The organism is Symmachiella macrocystis (genome assembly GCF_007860075.1).
Taxonomy (GTDB): Bacteria; Planctomycetota; Planctomycetia; order Planctomycetales; family Planctomycetaceae; genus Symmachiella; species Symmachiella macrocystis.
In genome coordinates, this window is record NZ_SJPP01000001.1 from 2,083,384 (window position 1) to 2,100,686 (window position 17,303).

Genomic DNA, 17,303 nt, shown 5'->3' on the forward strand with positions numbered 1-17,303 from the left:
GAAAGACGACGTTAGCGCGTGATTATGCAACTCGGCTGGGCGCGCTCAATTTCCAAAATCGCGTCCTCGCTGAAATTCAAACCCTTGAGTGATAACGACCTGAGCCTCCAGGCTGACTTCAGTAAGGGGACAGACTCTTCAGTAACGCTGGTTTCTGCTAGGTAAAGCCTTTGCAGCGAGGATAGCGATTTCAAGTTTTGCAGTCCTGCATCGGTGATGCGGCATTTATAGAGATGCAATCCTTCAAGGCTTTTCAATTGTCCGATTTCACTTAAACCGACATTGTCGAGCGGTGTTTCTCGGAGATCCAAACTAACGACGTTTTGCAAAAACGGGATTGACGAAAATCCGCGACCGGTGACTTGCGTACGTCGCAAACTCAACACGCGAGGCGCCTTGACCAGCTTCCATTGCGCCAGTCCGTCGTCGGTGACATTCGTACCGGAAAGGTCTAGGAATTCGAGAGGCATTGTTGTTGGTAGAAAGACCAGCCCGGCATCACTGATCTTAGTGTCGGCTAACCACAGTTCTCGCAGTTTGGTCAGCCTGGAAAGATGCTGCAGTCCCGCATCGGTGATTTGCGTACGCCCCAAATTCAAGGAACGCAAATTTGTGAGCCGTCCGATCGTCCTCAGTTCTTCATTGTCAATGGTCGCCCCGTACAGCATCAAGTCCTCGATATCAGTGAGATTCTCGAGGTATTCCAGACCGCCACTGATCTGCATATTGGACAAGGAAAGCTCTTTGAGTTGTGTCAGCTTTCCCAGATCGACCATGCCGACCTCGGAGAGTTCACCTTCCCGGAGGTCCAGTTCTTGCAGATTTCCATAGCGGGATATTTGGCTGACCAATGCGTCGTCAATTTTATTGGAATTCAAATAGATCCGTTGGGGTGATTGGAAGATGACGTTGGTCTGTCCGTCGAAAAATGTGACGTCCCCACCCAATTCCTGGAGTTCCAGCGCGACCGTAGTGCGGTAGCGTACCCACCACCAACCGGCGAGCGGCATTCCGATGCACGCCAGAAGCAACGCGTACAAAAACAATCGAAACCGCAGCGACAGGGGCGGGTCAACGGTTGGTTCTTCGCTGGTGACGGGTTGGGGCATGTGGGATCTCCGGCGGTCAATCACCTTCTGTAATACAACAACTACTGTGTTGATCCACGCGATTGCAGGATTTGTCTAGCGGCGACGAAACGAATTGCTTTGAATTATGGGACCTGAAAAACAAAAACCCCCCGGCAGAACCGGGGGGTTGGGGGGATTTGCCTTCATGCATCGATGGATGGTTAGTGTGAATCCGCTGTCACACCTTTCCAGTCGTCGGTACGAAACGGTGTGAGCGGCAGGCCTTCGACGTTTTGCACGTTGCATACGGGGTTGTCGGCCCAAGCGTAGCGAACCGCCACGGGGGCTTCGATTTGATCGCTGGTCACCTCGATTTGGTTTTTGCCGATGATCTTGGCGGTCGCCGGTACAAACTTTTGGTCTTCTCCAGCAATCGTGAAGCCGATCAGTTGCGGCACGTCAAAGGTATCCAACCCGCCGCCCACGTGGTCGAACGTGAGCACGCTTTTATTGCCGTCGGTCTCCATCGATTTATAAATGGGGCTGCGATAGACGATATCCATGCCGTAATCGTGGGCCAGTGCCCAGCGGGCGAGACGTTTGGCGACGTCTTGTTTGTTTTTGGGGTGGATGTCACTCGACTCACCCAGATTGAGGATTACCGCTTCACCTGTGTTGGGTAATTTGGACATCGTCATGGTTTGGGCTTCACGCAGTTCGGCCCAGGCCGAATCGGCCGGTCCGGGAACTTCGTTGCGGAAGTCGGCCAATTGCACGAAGTAAAACGGGAAATCGCCTTGGCCCCATTCGTCGCGCCAGTTTTGAATCATGAGCGGAAACAAGTTGCGGTATTGATAGGCACGGCCGGCATTGGATTCACCCTGGTACCAAATCGCGCCGCGAATACCGTAACCGATCACCGGCTTAAGCACGCCGTTGTACAGGTTGCCTGGGCGATGTTGATTGGTCAGCGGATTGCGCGGGGCACGCGGTTGATTGCCAACTTTTTCACCCGCCTCTTTCTTGGTTTTCCAAGCGGCCAATTTTTCCTTGTAGTTGGCCACAGCTTTGTCGTGGTCGTAAGTCGATTCGGTTTTTTCCCAACGCTCCATCAGCGGGCCATACTGGGCATCAGCTTCAAGAAGATCCCGGCGCACCCAAGCTTCGGCGGAGGAGCCACCCCAAGAGTTGTCGATCAGCCCGATCGGTACATCCAAGGTCTGGTACAATTGGCGGCCGAAGAAATAGCCAACGGCGGAAAACGAGGGAACCGTTTCAGGCGAACAAAGTTCCCATTTACCTTTGAAATCGTCCTGTGGTTCCTGCGTGCCGACTTGGGGAACGGTGATTAGCCGAATGTTGGGATACTTCGCCGAGGCGATTTCTAGGTCGCTATCATTCGACCGTGATACGTCCCACTGCATGTTCGATTGGCCGGAGCAAACCCAGACCTCGCCGATAAGCACGTCGCTGAGCGTCAGGGCATTGTTTCCCTGAATCTCCAACTTGTGCGGGCCGCCGGCGCTCAATTTGCCGAGCAGGACCTTCCACCGGCCCTCCGCATCGGCGGTGACCGTGCGAACGTCTCCGCCAAGCGTCACCCGCACTTGTTCGCCGGGATCGGCCCAGCCCCAGATCGGGATCGGCTGCCCTTGTTGCAAAACCATATGGTCGCCGAACAGCGCCGGCATCTTGACGTCTGCGCGCGTCGATTGTGTGGTGGAAAAAACGGCAAGTAACAAACAACCGGTCAGGAGCAAATTCCGGTGTAGCGCGGGCATGGGCAGGGTTCCTTGAATCTCAAAGTATAAAAGTCACGATGTCACTACCTCACTTCTACTCTGAGGCGCACCCCGGTTCAACCCTATCGGCGGCTCGATACGACGGTCTGTCGATGGACATAGGGAAGGCGCCGCATGTAGAGTGGGGTGGGGTAGGCGACCGATCGATTGGATGAGCAAGGACAATCGTCACGAAGCCGACGACGGCCGATTCGACATTTACCTTTTTACGCCGAAGGCGTAACTCATCGTAGCCTGGAGTCGCAAACGGAGCCCATTCTCCGAGGGTGGCGGGGCGTTGCCGCTTACTCTAGGCTACGAGGACGAACCCTTTCAGGGCACGCGTTTGATTTCACTCATTGTTGATCGATCGTTTGAACAGATACGGAACCAACAGGCGTTTTTTTACGGTGCGGCCATGACAGACGGGAAACAGTTCGCGGATTTGTCCTCGCTCAGGGCGGTCGTTACCGGTGCGTCGACAGGCATCGGTCGTGCGATTGCTTTGGAGTTGGCGCGCGGAGGAGCGCGAACGATTGTGCATTGCCGTCAATCACTGGAGGCGGCTACCGCGGTGTGTGAGGAGATTCAATCGACCGGCGGCGAAGCTCATCTGCTTTCCGCTGATGTGGGACAACCCGATTCCGCACAGAAGCTGATCGACGCGGCTTGGAGTCACTGGGACGGCCTCGACATCTGGATCAACAATGCCGGTGTGGATCTATTGACGGGCGACGGAGCGACGTTGGACTATGGTGAAAAGCTACAAAAGCTGTTGGATGTCGATGTGCGGTCAGCGGTACTGATTGGCAAAGAGGTCGGTCACCGTATGCAGAAGTCAGGTCACGGCGTGATTCTCAATATCGGTTGGGATCAGGCGGATCGAGGCATGGAGGGGGACAGCGGAGAATTGTTTGCAACCGCGAAAAATGCGGTCATGGGGTTCACCCGCTCGTTAGCGGTGAGTGTCGCACCGCAGGTCCGCGTGAATTGCATTGCGCCGGGGTGGATTCAAACCGCCTGGGGTGATAATGCGAGCGAGACGTGGCAAGCACGGGTGTTGGCGGAAACGCCGCTGCAGCGCTGGGGCACGCCGGAAGATATTGCCAAACTGGCCCGCTTTTTGGTTTCGCACGATGCCGACTACATTACGGGACAAGTCATCTCAGCCAACGGAGGGGCCATTCGATAGGTCCAGAATCTGAAAGGAAAAGACCATGCCCAATTACATTCAATTGTCCGACGAAGAAATCAAGCAGACGCTGGAATCGATGCCCGAGTGGGAATATCGTGACGGCTGGATTCGCCGGCTCTACAAAACTCCCGGCTGGTCGCACACACTGATGCTGGCCAGCACAATCGGCTATCTCGCTGATGCGGCCTATCATCACCCCGATTTAGCGTTGGGGTATGCGCAAGTGATCGTCAAACTGCAGACGCATCGCGTGAAAGGTATCACGCAATTAGACATTGCTCTGGCGAAACGCATTGACGAGATCGTGTTGTGGCAGCCCGGCGAGGATTCGCCGTTCGACGGGTACCCAAAAACCTGGGTACATTGACGGTTGGATTTCGACCGCCCCTCAATCTTGATAGACTCATCTTCGTAAACCTTCATCACCAGGAATTGGCCCTATGAACTATCGATATTCCGTGCTCACCTTGATGTCGGCATTGGCAGCATTGTCCCTGTTCATCGATCAGACGGTGGCACAGAATCCAACGCATGCGGTGGCCCCGACGATCACCGAATACGATGTTGATCCCGCATGGCCGCAACGGCCGGAATCCATTAGCGGTGCCGGTTGGGTGTCCGGGTTAGCAGTCGATGACAAGGATCAGGTGTGGTTCTTTCGCAAAGGCCCTGATCCGGTTCAGGTCTATTCGGCCAGCGGCGAATTCGTCCGTTCTTGGGGCAAGGATCGATTCCTCAATCCACACCAATTGCGGATCGGTCCCGATGGGAACATCTGGGTGGCCGATTTTGGTTTGCATGTCGTGCAGAAATTTACTCCCGAAGGAGAACTGCTACAGACGCTCGGCGTCCGCGGTGAAAAAGGGGATGATGAGCTGCATTTCAATATGCCGACCGATATGGTGATTACGCCAAAAGGGGATATTTTCGTCACCGATGGTTATGGGAATCGCCGGATTGTGCATTTCGACAAGGACGGCAAGTTTGTGAAGGCCTGGGGGAGTTACGGTACGGAACCGGGCAAGTTTGTCTTGCCGCACGCGATTCAACTCGACTCCCAAGGCTTGTTGTATGTCGCCGATCGCAACAGCGCGCGGATTCAGATCTTTACGCAGGAGGGCGAATTGGTCGATCAATGGTCCAATTTAATCATGCCTTGGGGGATTTCGATCAACAAAAAAGATGAAGTCTGGGTCTGCGGATCGTCACCCCACTGGTGGGTCCGGGACGGCAAAGCGCCGGAATACAAGGACCAATTGTTCATGCGTTTCAACACCGATGGCCGCGTCCAACAAGTCTGGTCGATCCCCCTGGGCGACATCGGCGAGAACAAAGACAAACCGGACGTCTCGCGGCTGAAGCCGGGCGAAGCGGTCGGTGTGCACTGTATTGCACAGGACTCGCAGGGCAATCTGTATGTGGGCGACATCTACGGCGAACGGGCGCAAAAATTCGTTCCGGTGACCCAACGCGCGCCGGCCAAAAGTAAATAGCCGAGCGAAATCAAGTTACACATTTCGGCGGGCGAAGGGCGGTTGCGGATTTGTCGCACCGCCGCAGCGCCGTGGTGAGATACCCTTTCATCTCGTCGAGTGTGACCTGTGATAGGTCGATGCGGCGCCGCGCCATATCGTCAACAATGGCATCCACGGTCGCTTTTACGGTGGATGTTTGGCAGATCGCCTGCAGTGTATCGATATCGCAGGATGTTTTTTGCGGATTTCTATTAAAGCACGCGGACATTCTCAGGTTCCCCCCTGGTCATGATTGCGATTGATTGTTTTTGGCTCGTGAACAGACGTCACGTCATGTCACGCCATTGGCATACGCAAGACAAATGCCAAATGCGGCTAAAATCCGTTGCTGGGGCAACCCGTCCGCCGCAACCTTGGGTTTGGTATTTGGTTGCATTCCTGCAAATTCCCGCGCTGCGGATCGCGCGACTTCTATCTCAGTCCATCTCGAACCGCCAATTCGGCAAGAGTTACAACCCGCATTGGCAAAGTTGCAGCGGTGGCTGACTGAACGACACGAACAAACGCCGGCAGTTCGCGCGGTACGGGTTGTGACGATAGGGACCGTTCCACCAATGCTGCGGGAACGACGGCCAGCTATACACGCGGGGGTCGGTCGGGGATTTTTGACAGGTCATGATACGCAACCTAGGGTTTCACTGCGGTTCATTCTTGCGCATTGTGGACCGTTCTCTTTCGAGATTGATCATGGCGAACGGATTGCCGACTTTTTTGCAAACTACAGTCAGACTTTTTCGTCACACCAGAGGTTTCAACAGTGGCTGCCGTTATCGATAACGCAATTTCTCCACAAAGTGATGAATCGCAACTCATCGCCGCCGACTCTACAGTGGCTGTCGCCATCGATACGCGCCCCATTCTCGAAGCAGCGTTGGCAAAACAAAAACTCATTGAACTGCAATTAATTACGCTTGAGGAATGGGATGCAGCTGCCGAGGCAGCCGGCTCGCCGGAGGACTTGGTCCCCATTCTCGCGCAACTGCAATTGATGGATGCGAGTTGGAATTCCGGGTCCGATGAACGGTTTCCGGTGCTGACGTCGTTTCAAGCACAAAAAACAATGGCGGGTAAGCCCGAGGATTTGTGGCTAGACCACTATATCCTGCTGGAAAAGCTGGGCAGCGGCGGGATGGGAGATGTGTTCAAAGCCCGCAACACGCGTTTGCCGCGGTTAGAAGCGATCAAGACGATTCAGACCGCCACCGGAATTGGACAGTCAGATGCCAGCTTGAACTTGGAACGCTTTCAACGGGAAGCACAGCTGCTGGCGCAACTGCAACACGCACATCTCACGACTATTTTCCACGCGGGGCACGACCGGGACGTTCAATTCATTGCGATCGAATACGTTCGTGGGCGAAACCTCAAACAGTATGTCGAGGAACTTTACAGCGACGGCGGTGAGATGTCGATCGGCATGGCGATTGATTCGGTGATCACCGTCGCCGAAGTCTTGGCGCACGCGCATGACCGCGGTGTGATCCATCGCGATATCAAACCGGCCAACATCATGGTCACACCGGACGGCGGCTTGAAGGTTCTCGATTTGGGAATCGCGCAACTGCGGGATCCGGAATCGACGAAGCGCCGAAGTTCGTCACAACTGACCCAGGGAGCGGTCTCCTTAGGCACACCGGAAGTAATGGCTCCCGAACAATGGGCCGATGCGCAGAGCGTGACGGCGGCTGCGGACATTTACAGCCTGGGTTGTACTTTGTTTTACATGCTGACCGGGCGGATGCCGTTTGTGAGCGAGACGCGCGAAGAGTTGCTGTGCGCGGTGGTGAGTGCGCCGCGGCCCAATGCGACTGACTTTCGCGAGGATGTCCCACCGGAACTATCGACGGTTATTCGTCGCATGTTGGCGCACTATCCACAGGACCGCTATCAATCGTGTGCCGAAGTGATTGCAGCGTTGTTGCCATTTGCCAATCGCATTACCGCCTCGCCGTTGGCTGATACGGGCGAACACAAACACAAGGTCCGAGTTTTTGCTTTAATCGCGGGGATTATGGGTGCATTGGCGGTGGTGGCTGCGGCAGGTTGGCAACATTCCTCCGCAACCCAGCCAGTCGCACGTGCTCCGCAGGGCGATGAGTTGTTGGGACGTCCATTTGAAAATCTCGCAACCCCCATGATTCCCGCATATGCTGCGGATGACGAAGCGAAAGTGCTCGCAGCTTACAACAACGACAGTTTTCTGCACACGGCTCAATGGCTGTTGGAACTTCAATCGGCCCCACAATGGCGGCACGACAGCAATTTGGACGTTCAGATGCTGGTTGCCGGCAAACCATCCGAAACCGTGTTTGTCGATGACGACGAAATTCCACAACCGGATGAATTTGCCACGATCCGCGTCCGCGCCCCCAATGGCGGCTATCTCACGATGCTTGTCTTTGGCAGCGACGGTAACTTGTTTCAATTTCATTGGACCAAGCCGCTTGAATCGGGACGTTGGCTCACTGCCTTTGAACCGAGTGCCGCTTCAGAGGGTGACGATCTCGTGGTGTTGTATCTCACCGAAAGCGATCCATTGCAAGGTGCGCCGCAACGACCGAATTCTGCTGCTCCGCTTAATTTCGATAAACGGGACCATTTTGTACAAGGCCAATTCGGCGCCATGTACACAAAAGGCGATCTGCACAACTTGGAAGCGGCGTTTGCGAAGCCGTCTATTTTTCAAGCTGTGATTCAAAAATTGAAGACGGGAGAACCCTACCCGTTCACCAAGCCCCCAATACCGCCGGCAACGTGGTGGGCCAGGAAAGCCGTTCCGTTGCATGTTGTGAACCGGAGCACTGAGAATTGAACAGGGGAGGTACCACCATGATTCGCTACTTTGTCACGCTGTGCGTTGCCGTTTTGACTGCCGGATCGGCCCTCAGCGCATTCGCTGACGACAGTTCATCCAACACATCCGCGCCGCGCCGCCAAGTCGACAGCGATGGCAAGGTTGTCGGCGAAGGTCTATCGACAACGGGCCTGAAACGGGTCACGTCCTTGCGGTACTCAATCATTCTTCGCAACGAGGATGGTACCGAATCGGCCGTCGATGAGGCGAAACACACATTCAAAATAGGGCAGGAGTTTCGCTTAGTGGTCGAAGCCGATACGGAATTGTTTCTGTATGTGTTTCATGAATCAAGCCACGGGTTGCGGAGTTTTTTAGTCCCCGACCGACATGATTCGGCCGGATACGTTCCGCGTTTGGAGCCGGGCAAACCACTGACGATTCCACAAGATGGTTATTTTGAAGTCACGCCCCCATTGGGCATTGAACGCCTGATGGTCTTCGCTACACCTGAAAAACGGCCGGAATTGACATCGACCGAAGCTTTCACCGAACCGGCACAATTGACGAAAAGCCAGCGCTCACAGCTGAAAAAACAGCAAGACCGCGTCTTCAACACGGCGATGAATGTGAATCCAGGAAAGGGCCGGCCCCAGCGTCGGGACCTGAATGGACCGCGGATTCGATTGCGAGGTATGTCCTGGCAACCCAAAACCAAACCAGGCCATACCGGCAAAACGGTGGTCGTCGGTTCCTACGATGACAAAGTGAAACCCGACCTATTTTTGACGATTCCCTTGTCGAGTCGCGAATGACCCCTTCGCAATTCGTTTCAGAATCTGCTCGCTATCCTGAGTAATGGCTCCTCAAATTATTTCAAGGAAGAACTGAACTTCAAACGGTCTTCGGTGCCAATCGTGGGAACCACTATGCTGGGAAACATCGGCGAACATCTTATCCGCAAGCTGGAACGCATCATCGGGCTACCAGCCGATGCGCGAACTCCGCGCCTGCGGCAAATGATGGGACTGGGCAGAGATCGGTGCGAACTCGCACTATTTCGGCGGTTAGATTTCGAATGCATGGAAGGACGGACGCTTCTGTCCGCCGACCTAGGATTTGCCTTCGGAGTTGGCGATAACCAGGACGATGTTGGTTATGAGTTGGACACCGATAGCGCAGGGAATGTTTATGTCACCGGTGAGTTTCGCGGGACTGTTGATTTTGATCCGACGGCCGGTGTGACCGAGTTGGTGAGCAATGGAGGCAGCGACGCATTCATTGCGAAGTACGACTCTGATGGCAACTTTTTGTGGGCCAAAGGTTTTGGCGGGACGGGGGACGACACCGGACAGGGTATTTCGGTGGATGCAAGCGGCAAGATTTATGTCATTGGAAACTTCGACGGCACAGTCGGCGTCGATTTCGATCCCGGCGTTGATACGGACGTCAAAGCTGGAGGCAGTACCGCCGACGCGTTCGTACTTAAACTCGATGCTGCCGGCGAATATGTTTGGAGCAATACCTTCATCGGCGCCGGCTTCATTTCCGGAAATGATCTCGCAGTCGACGCTGCCGGTAGTGTTTATGCCGCCGGATCATTTACCGGATCAGCGGACTTCGACCCGCTCGCTGGAGTCATCGCACCGATCGACTCCAACGGTTCTTTCGACGCGTATCTCGCAAAAATGGACAGCGACGGTGATATGGTCTGGGTCGAAACATTCGGTGCCGGCCGCATTGACGGGATCTCAGGAATCGACTTGGATTCGTCAGGCAATATCGTGACGACCGGTTACTACATGGACACTGTCAACTTCGATACGGGGTCCGGTATGTCCTTCGGAATCAGTGGTGCCGATAGCTTCGATACGTTCGTCTCGAAGTTTGACTCGGATGGTGCGTTTTTATGGGCCGCCACCACTCGGGGGGCGGGTGAGAACGTTGCGCGAGACGTGGTGGTCGATGCGGATGACAATATTGTGTTTGTCGGCAGCTACACAGGCACGGTCGACTTTGACCCAGGTGCGGGTGTCACCTCGCTAAACAGCGAAGGCGGCTACGATATATTTGTCACAAAACTAGATTCATCCGGAGCACTGCTTTGGACCGCCAGCATGGGGGGAGAAGACGAAGATTACGCCTACGGCGTGGATGTCGATTCTAATAACAACGTCTTTGTGGTTGGAGAATATCAAAACACAGCTGACTTTAACCCCTTGGGGCTCGATATTTTCAACCTGATTTCAACGGCTTCCCATTCAGCCTTTTCCGTAAAACTGAACTCAGCAGGTGAATTTCAATGGGCGGCCACCTCCTCCGGCACGGGCGACGCATTTGCCTATGGTATCGCCATCGACATCAACGGTCGGCTGTTGAGTACCGGTTCGGTCTTTGGCACTACGGACCTGGATCCCACCGCCTCAACGGAGACAGTCGTTTCCTCGGGCGGTTCGGATCTCTTTCTTCAAGTATTATTCGATAACACCCCACCGACGACGGCTGGAATCAGCGACGTCAACACTACTGAAGACGGCGCCGATGCGGTGGTCGACCTCTTTACTGCCTTCAACGATAATGAAAGCGCGGATGCCGATCTAACGTACACCATCACGGGCAATACGAATGCCGCGCTCTTTTCGGGGATCCTCATTAATGGTGTGGCCGGTACATTGACGCTTCAGTTCGATGCAAACGCCTACGGCAGTTCGGTCATTACCGTACGGGCCACCGATAGCGATGGCGCTTATGTCGAAACGGCATTTACGGTAAACGTTGCAGCGGAAAATGATGATCCTACAACGTCTGGGGTCGGTAATGTCTCTGTTGCTGAAGACGCAGCGGATACGGTGATCAATCTGTTCACCGCATTCGCCGATGTTGAAGATGCCGACTCAGCTTTGATCTACTCGATCACCGGCAACACAAACGCCGGCCTGTTTTTCGGCATCAACATTGATGGCGGCGCGGGAACACTCACGCTGTCCTATGCGGCAAACGCCTTCGGAACGAGCTTGATCACCGTACGGGCGACCGACACGGAAGGCCAGTTTATTGAGACCACTTTCACGGTGACAGTCGCGCCCGAGAATGACACACCGACCACAGTCGGAATTGCGAACATTACCGTTCTTGAGGATTCTCGCCTCAACCTCATCGATTTGTTCGACGCGTTTAACGATGTGGAGGATGTGGATTCGGCGCTAGATTATACGGTGACCAACAATACCAACCCCCTGCTCTTCTCCGACATCTCCATTGACCCGGTGACCGGAAAATTGGCGGTGAATTTAGCCTCGAATCAATTCGGGGCGTCGGACATCACCATTCGTGCACGAGATACCGGCGGGGAATGGGTGGATACGACATTCTCGATCACGGTGATATCACAAAATGACACTCCGCTTTCCGAAGATGACTCGTATCAGCTTTGGCAAAATAGTCGATTGAACACGAACGAAAGCGTGCTCGACAACGACTTGGATGTGGAGTCATCCGATCTGCAAGCGGTGTTGATCCGAGGGGCAGCCCATGGTCGGGTGATTTTGGCATCCGATGGTACGTTCTCGTATATTCCCGATGCGGGTTTTTATGGAATCGATCAATTCACCTACGCGGCCAGCGATGGCAGTGCCATTTCTGAGACATCGACAGTGACATTGTCAGTGGCCCGATTGCCGACAGCCGAGGGTGATGACTTTGCGGTCATTGCAAACACACCATTGTTGGTCAGTGATGGTGGCGTCTTGAACAATGACAACCCCGCCGATGGAGACATTGGGCAGGTGGAACTTGTCTCCGGACCGGCACACGGAACGGTTAGATTGCATACCAGTGGGGCGTTTATCTATACACCCGATGCCGACTATGTCGGTCAAGACAGCTTTAGCTACAGAATCGTCGGGTCGGACTCAACCTCGGCAGCGGCCGTAGTCACGATTGATGTCCAACCGCCACCACTGGTATTGAATGACGTTGATACAGGTATTGAGAATCCATTTGACTCGACGAATGAACTCATCAGTTCTTCGCAGGCAGCGATCGCCATTTCAGACGCGGTCGCGGCCCAAACGTCTTCGCAAGCTTTGCATCTGAATTATGTGACCGATGTCGTTGAATCGAACTATTTCATATTTCACGGATCGGACAACGACCTTGGTCTGTACTCCCTCGCCGGCGGTGGGGTGACTGACCCGCAAGCTGCGGGACAATTTACGGACGCGCATTCTGATGCGCCTCTGGGCGACGTAGATGCCGCTGGTGGTAACGGCGCGTTGGTGGCTGATAGTAATAACGCGATGCAACTTCGGACCGGAAGCTGGGCCGTGCCTGTCGACGATGACTTGTTGCTGAACTCCGCCTATTTTGAAGGGGATGAAAGCGCGTTTGTCTTTGACCGGATCATCGAACAAAGCTCGACAGCCCATAATAAGGACGCTGTGAATCCAGAGGATGTTCAGCCCGTCATCTTGGCCGAAAGCGATGCCAATTTGGTGCCATCTGTTCCAGCGATGGTCCCCTGGCAGCAACCTGTAGGAGATGAATCACAGCAAGCTGTCGACGAAATGTGGCACACTGCCCCAGTGCCTGCGGAAGACTCGGAGTCCTATTTTGGTTCCGGCGATGAACTCACCCCAACACATGTCGACCAATCGGTGCTGGCTGTCATCGCAACAACGATCGCCGCCGGGCATGTCTCCCATCGGAAAAGTACGCAGCAGCGCAAAGCAGCGCGTACACGCAGGTTTTCTCCCCCCCTCAACGAGAATCCCAAGTCATGAATGGCGCTAAAATGACTCATCTCCCGCGCGCAGCAATCCTTTGCTGTGGACTGCTCGTCGCGATCTTGGCAGATGGCCAGTCGGTCACTGCGTCGCCGTCTCATCGTGACATCATGCAACAGGCGCATGTGGCCTACAATGCAGGTCGTTTCCTGCAGGCCGAGCAATTGTTTCGGCAAGTCTACGATGAAACATCCGAACAAGACCCGCAGGACATTGCCACTCGCCGGATCTGTACGGAGCAATTGTTTGAGATCTATTATCGGTTGGGACATTACGATAAAGCCATCCAACTGGGGGTCGGATTGCGGACGGCGTTGGAAACAGCGGGAGAATCGAGCCGCCTGCGATCCACCGACATACGACTGGGTAAATGCTACTTCACATTGGCACATTACCGGCAGGCAGAACGTTTCTATCAGCAAGCGCTAGCACTCCAGGTCGATCGTCCGTTGGACCCGGTCCTGAAAATGGAGGGACTGGTGACGTTGGCTATGATCGCCGATCGTCTTGAAGAGCAAGACATCACAGACCGGCGCTGGCGGACGGCTGCAAATTTTGCAGAGACGATACTGCGCGACCATCGCGAGGCGTTGCCGCTGAGAGACCAAATCGTCCTGGGCCACAATTTGGCTCGGGCACTTCGCAAAACGGGACAGGCCGAACAATCTGTCGCCCAGTTGCAATCACTCCTGAGATTATCCGCCACTCATGATTACGTACGAGGCCGACAAATACTATTGGCCGAACTCGCAAATCAATACGAGGCGATGGGTGATCTCGGTCGTGCGATTGGTGCCCTGAAGAGCGCCTTGGCACTCAATACCAACGACAGTCTCGCGACTGCGATGTCTCGCGGCGATCTGTACAGCCAGTACTCGATTCTATTGAATCGCTATGGCCAATCCGACGCCGCGCGACAAGCCGCCGAACAAGCGGAACAACTTTACAAAAACATCATTCAACATGCGGCCGGGAAAGGCCACGACTCGTTGGAGTCGATGAATGCATTTTGGAAGCTCAAAGACCTGCTGCGCTACACACAACAATACCGACAAGCGGTCGAATTGGTTTCGGATCAGCCCTGGAATTGGTCCAAGGACAGCCTACCGGCCTATCACCTCACCAGTGAGCGCGGCGCATTGCACGCAGCTGTTGGCTCCTATCCCGAGGCCCGCCGGTTTTTGACACAAGCTTTAAAGGTGCGACGGCAGCAGGATCCGCTGGACCTCAGCCAGTTGCCGCGCACTTTGAATAACTTAGCGCTCGTCGAACAGGCAACAGGCAATCTGGCCGAAGCCAACGCGCTGTGCGAAGAGTGTCTCCAACTCTACCAGCAATACGCACTGCCGGAAGATCGCGATCTCGCTGAAACCTACAACCTGCTTGCGACCAACGCAGCCTTAGCCGCGAATTATTCCACAGCCGTGAGACTGTACCGCCGCGGCATCGAAATCTGCCGCAAGTGCGGCACAAAGGCGGACGGCCATCGCGGTAACTTATTGCTCAACCTGGCAAAAACCTACAAGTCCCAAGGTCAATACGCCGAAGCGATTAAGCAATGTGAAGAAGCACTCACTATCGCCAAGTCGTCGGGGATGTCGTCCGCCAATTCGGTCAGCGAACCCGCGGTCTATTGCGCTTTGGCAACGATGTATACCGCTGAAGAGGATTTTGAAAAGACTCGAGAATTCGCCAATAAGACGCTGCAACTCTGCGAACAAATGAACGTCCCCGACGGCCCTGTGATGAGCTCGGCTCAACACTGCTTGGCGATTGTCGCACTGGTCGATAAGGACTATGCACAGGCCGATGCACTCTGGAAACAGGTTCTCCAGCAACAACAAAAATTGGGACAACATGCCCTCACCGCGCGGAGTTATAACTATCTGGGTGCGACGGCGCAATTGCAGGGCGATTTGAAACAAGCAGAACAATCGTATCGGGCAGCATTGCATGTACTCGACGGCGATTCCGACACCTATCCCGTCATGCGATTCGTCAGTTTGTGGAAGCTGGCGCAGCTTCGGCACCTGGACGGTGATGAACTGGAATCGCGAGAATTGCTAGACGAAGCGATCGACATCGCCGAAGAGACTCGTGTCGATACGTATGGAGCAGAACAACATCGCGCTGACTTCTTCTCGCAATTTGCCCCCGCTTTTGACGCCGTATTTCACCTAAGCCTCCGCGACGGAGATTTCGCACAAGCCTTGGCCTATGCCGAACGAGGTCGCAGCCGCACGTTTCTTGACCAACTCAAATCAGCTGGTGTCGATCCCCGCCAGGGACTATACGGCACAGCGGATGAACCACTGTTGCAAAAAGAACAGAACCTCAAGCGCCGCATCAATCACGTGCGCTCCCAGGCACAACAGATGGCCGAGTCGGATGCCACCAGTGAAGAGACCCAACTACTCGTGGCCGAGTTGCAACACGCCCAAGATGAATATGCCAAAATCTGGCATCAGATTCTCGATGCCAGTCCTCAATACCGCAATCTGCTGGTCAAAAACCTAAACCAATGGAGCCAACTGCAACGCGAAGTGGTCCGTCCGGGAACGATGCTGTTGTACTACTATTTGGGCCGCAGTCGCGGTTATTTGGTGGTTATCGGCGACCAAATGAAACAACCGGAAGTCTTTATGTTGGACATCCCGGTCGGATATCACGTGAATGCAAACGTGGTCACAGCACGGCAACAGCGCATGGCGTTGTCGACTCGCGGACTGAAACGACAGCGTGTTAATATCCCCACCCCCGCCGGGATCCAGGTTACTAAAAAGCCTTTGCCATTAACCCGCGCCCGCGCAGACGTGTTAGTCGACAACTACCTGCAATCGTTGATGGTCGACGGGGTCGAGTCTGTGCGCGGTGTCCGAAGAAAACGCATCAAAAAAGAGGAAGATGCATTCGGACCAAGTTCCACAGCCATGGCCGATATTCTATTGCCGGCAGCGGTACGGGATCACATTCGTCAATCGAAGCCCGACCGGCTGATCGTTGTTCCGGACGGTGCGCTGCATAAACTTCCCTTGGAAGCATTGGTGCTTAGCGATAAACCGCAACCGCGGTATGTCTTGGATGAATTTCCGCCGATTTCATATGCTCCTTCCGCGGGTGCCCTGGCCGCGCTCGTAGCGCAGCCGCGCAACGATACGCGCGGTGCTGCGACCTTGCTTACGATCGGCGATCCGGCCTATCCGCTTTCAAATCGTTCTCAGAAATTAGTAGCTGCAGCCGATCCGATTGGCAGTGACTATCTCGGCATGCGGGGCCAAGTCGACCGGTTACCGAACACCGACGCGGAAAGTCGTCGCGTCGCTAGCCTGTTTGACCAGAAACGCGTGACTGTGCTGCGGGGTGAGCAAGCGACTGAGACCAACGTGCTGGCAGCATTGCCGGGGCAACGTTATTTGCACTTTGCCGCTCATGCGTTCGTTGACCAACAGCATGGCAACCTGTTGGGAGGCATTCTGTTAACGCCGCCCCACAATGCGTCGGATGCAAAACAGTCTGACGGTGTGCTGGCGCTGAATGAAATCTATACCTTGAAACTCAACCAATGCGAGTTAGCTGTACTCAGTGCCTGTGAAACCAATGTCGGTCCGGATGGAACGATGGAGGCTGGCTTTAGCCTGGCACGCGCCTTTTTCAAAGCGGGTGCGCGGCGCGTGGTTGCCAGTCACTGGACGGTCGAAGATGAGTCCACCTCGGAACTGGTGGGAGAATTCTTTGAAGAGATGGCCAATCAGTCCAAATCGGATCAGCCGGTCAACTATGCCAAAGCATTACAAACAGCCCGCCGCCGCGTCCGTAATAATTCCCGGTGGTCTCACCCCTTCTTCTGGGCACCGTTCGTATTGATTGGTCCTGGCGTGGAAGATCCGTCGGTCCCTCAACGGCCGCTCTCACACGACGGATTGGGCGACTTATCGCGAAAATAACGCTTACAGCACTCGGAAAAACCCCCTGCATCGAGCGGCTCACTATATCGATTTCCGCATACAACCGCTGCTTTTCCTACGATTACGATTCACAACCACGGAAACTTACGCAGAGAGTTTGCTTAGAAGCATTTCGCGAGCCACACTTCAATGTATGGCTGGAAAATTGTGCCGACATTCCGTCGGAATCGTTGCGGTGG

General features: G+C 54.6%; 10 protein-coding genes. 7 read left to right on the forward strand and 3 right to left on the reverse strand.

Annotation, left to right across the window (positions count from 1 at the left end):
* Positions 1-11: 11 nt before the first annotated feature.
* Positions 12-1,109, reverse strand: a complete 1,098-nt coding sequence (locus CA54_RS08165; protein ID WP_146370310.1) for a leucine-rich repeat domain-containing protein — start codon at positions 1,107-1,109, stop codon at positions 12-14.
* Positions 1,110-1,291: 182 nt separating this feature from the next.
* On the reverse strand, positions 1,292-2,851 hold the full coding sequence (locus CA54_RS08170) for a sialate O-acetylesterase (RefSeq protein WP_146370311.1): 1,560 nt from the start codon (positions 2,849-2,851) through the stop codon (positions 1,292-1,294).
* Between the two features lie 418 nt (positions 2,852-3,269).
* Here CA54_RS08170 and CA54_RS08175 point away from each other — a divergent pair, with 418 nt between their 5' ends.
* The 3 genes from CA54_RS08175 to CA54_RS08185 all read left to right on the forward strand — a co-directional run bounded on the left by CA54_RS08175 (position 3,270) and on the right by CA54_RS08185 (position 5,539).
* Positions 3,270-4,043 (forward strand): SDR family NAD(P)-dependent oxidoreductase, encoded by a 774-nt coding sequence (locus CA54_RS08175; protein WP_146370312.1) that lies wholly within the window; start codon positions 3,270-3,272, stop codon positions 4,041-4,043.
* A gap of 25 nt (positions 4,044-4,068) precedes the next feature.
* Positions 4,069-4,413: a 4a-hydroxytetrahydrobiopterin dehydratase gene (locus CA54_RS08180; RefSeq protein ID WP_146370313.1), complete on the forward strand. Its 345-nt coding sequence runs from the start codon at positions 4,069-4,071 to the stop codon at positions 4,411-4,413.
* A gap of 73 nt (positions 4,414-4,486) precedes the next feature.
* On the forward strand, positions 4,487-5,539 hold the full coding sequence (locus CA54_RS08185) for a peptidyl-alpha-hydroxyglycine alpha-amidating lyase family protein (protein WP_146370314.1): 1,053 nt from the start codon (positions 4,487-4,489) through the stop codon (positions 5,537-5,539).
* A 10-nt stretch (positions 5,540-5,549) separates the two neighbouring features.
* Here the strand turns inward: CA54_RS08185 and CA54_RS08190 are convergent, their stop codons facing one another.
* Positions 5,550-5,789: a hypothetical protein gene (locus CA54_RS08190; protein ID WP_146370315.1), complete on the reverse strand. Its 240-nt coding sequence runs from the start codon at positions 5,787-5,789 to the stop codon at positions 5,550-5,552.
* Between the two features lie 549 nt (positions 5,790-6,338).
* On the opposite strand from CA54_RS08190, the gene CA54_RS08195 reads away from it, so the two are divergent.
* From CA54_RS08195 to CA54_RS08210, 4 genes are all read left to right on the forward strand, one after another.
* Entirely contained in the window at positions 6,339-8,393 is a 2,055-nt protein-coding gene (locus CA54_RS08195) for a serine/threonine-protein kinase (RefSeq protein ID WP_146370316.1), read from the forward strand.
* Positions 8,394-8,410: 17 nt separating this feature from the next.
* A complete protein-coding gene (locus tag CA54_RS08200) occupies positions 8,411-9,190 on the forward strand; it encodes a DUF4384 domain-containing protein (protein WP_146370317.1) in 780 nt (259 codons plus the stop codon).
* A 114-nt stretch (positions 9,191-9,304) separates the two neighbouring features.
* The gene (locus CA54_RS08205; RefSeq protein WP_146370318.1) at positions 9,305-13,156 is read left to right on the forward strand and encodes a tandem-95 repeat protein; all 3,852 of its coding nucleotides are present in this window, start codon (positions 9,305-9,307) and stop codon (positions 13,154-13,156) included.
* Positions 13,153-17,103 (forward strand): CHAT domain-containing protein, encoded by a 3,951-nt coding sequence (locus tag CA54_RS08210; protein WP_146370319.1) that lies wholly within the window; start codon positions 13,153-13,155, stop codon positions 17,101-17,103. The genes CA54_RS08205 and CA54_RS08210 overlap by 4 nt, the downstream gene beginning before the upstream one ends.
* Positions 17,104-17,303: the final 200 nt, after the last annotated feature.

Excerpts from the sequence above, each read along its gene's own strand:
- CA54_RS08165 (WP_146370310.1), bottom strand. The coding sequence starts at position 1,109 with ATGCCCCAACCCGTCACCAGCGAAGAACCAACCGTTGACCCGCCCCTG.
- CA54_RS08170 (WP_146370311.1), bottom strand. The coding sequence starts at position 2,851 with ATGCCCGCGCTACACCGGAATTTGCTCCTGACCGGTTGTTTGTTACTT.
- CA54_RS08175 (WP_146370312.1), top strand. The coding sequence starts at position 3,270 with ATGACAGACGGGAAACAGTTCGCGGATTTGTCCTCGCTCAGGGCGGTC.
- CA54_RS08180 (WP_146370313.1), top strand. The coding sequence starts at position 4,069 with ATGCCCAATTACATTCAATTGTCCGACGAAGAAATCAAGCAGACGCTG.
- CA54_RS08185 (WP_146370314.1), top strand. The coding sequence starts at position 4,487 with ATGAACTATCGATATTCCGTGCTCACCTTGATGTCGGCATTGGCAGCA.
- CA54_RS08190 (WP_146370315.1), bottom strand. The coding sequence starts at position 5,789 with ATGTCCGCGTGCTTTAATAGAAATCCGCAAAAAACATCCTGCGATATC.
- CA54_RS08200 (WP_146370317.1), top strand. The coding sequence starts at position 8,411 with ATGATTCGCTACTTTGTCACGCTGTGCGTTGCCGTTTTGACTGCCGGA.
- CA54_RS08205 (WP_146370318.1), top strand. The coding sequence starts at position 9,305 with ATGCTGGGAAACATCGGCGAACATCTTATCCGCAAGCTGGAACGCATC.
- CA54_RS08210 (WP_146370319.1), top strand. The coding sequence starts at position 13,153 with ATGAATGGCGCTAAAATGACTCATCTCCCGCGCGCAGCAATCCTTTGC.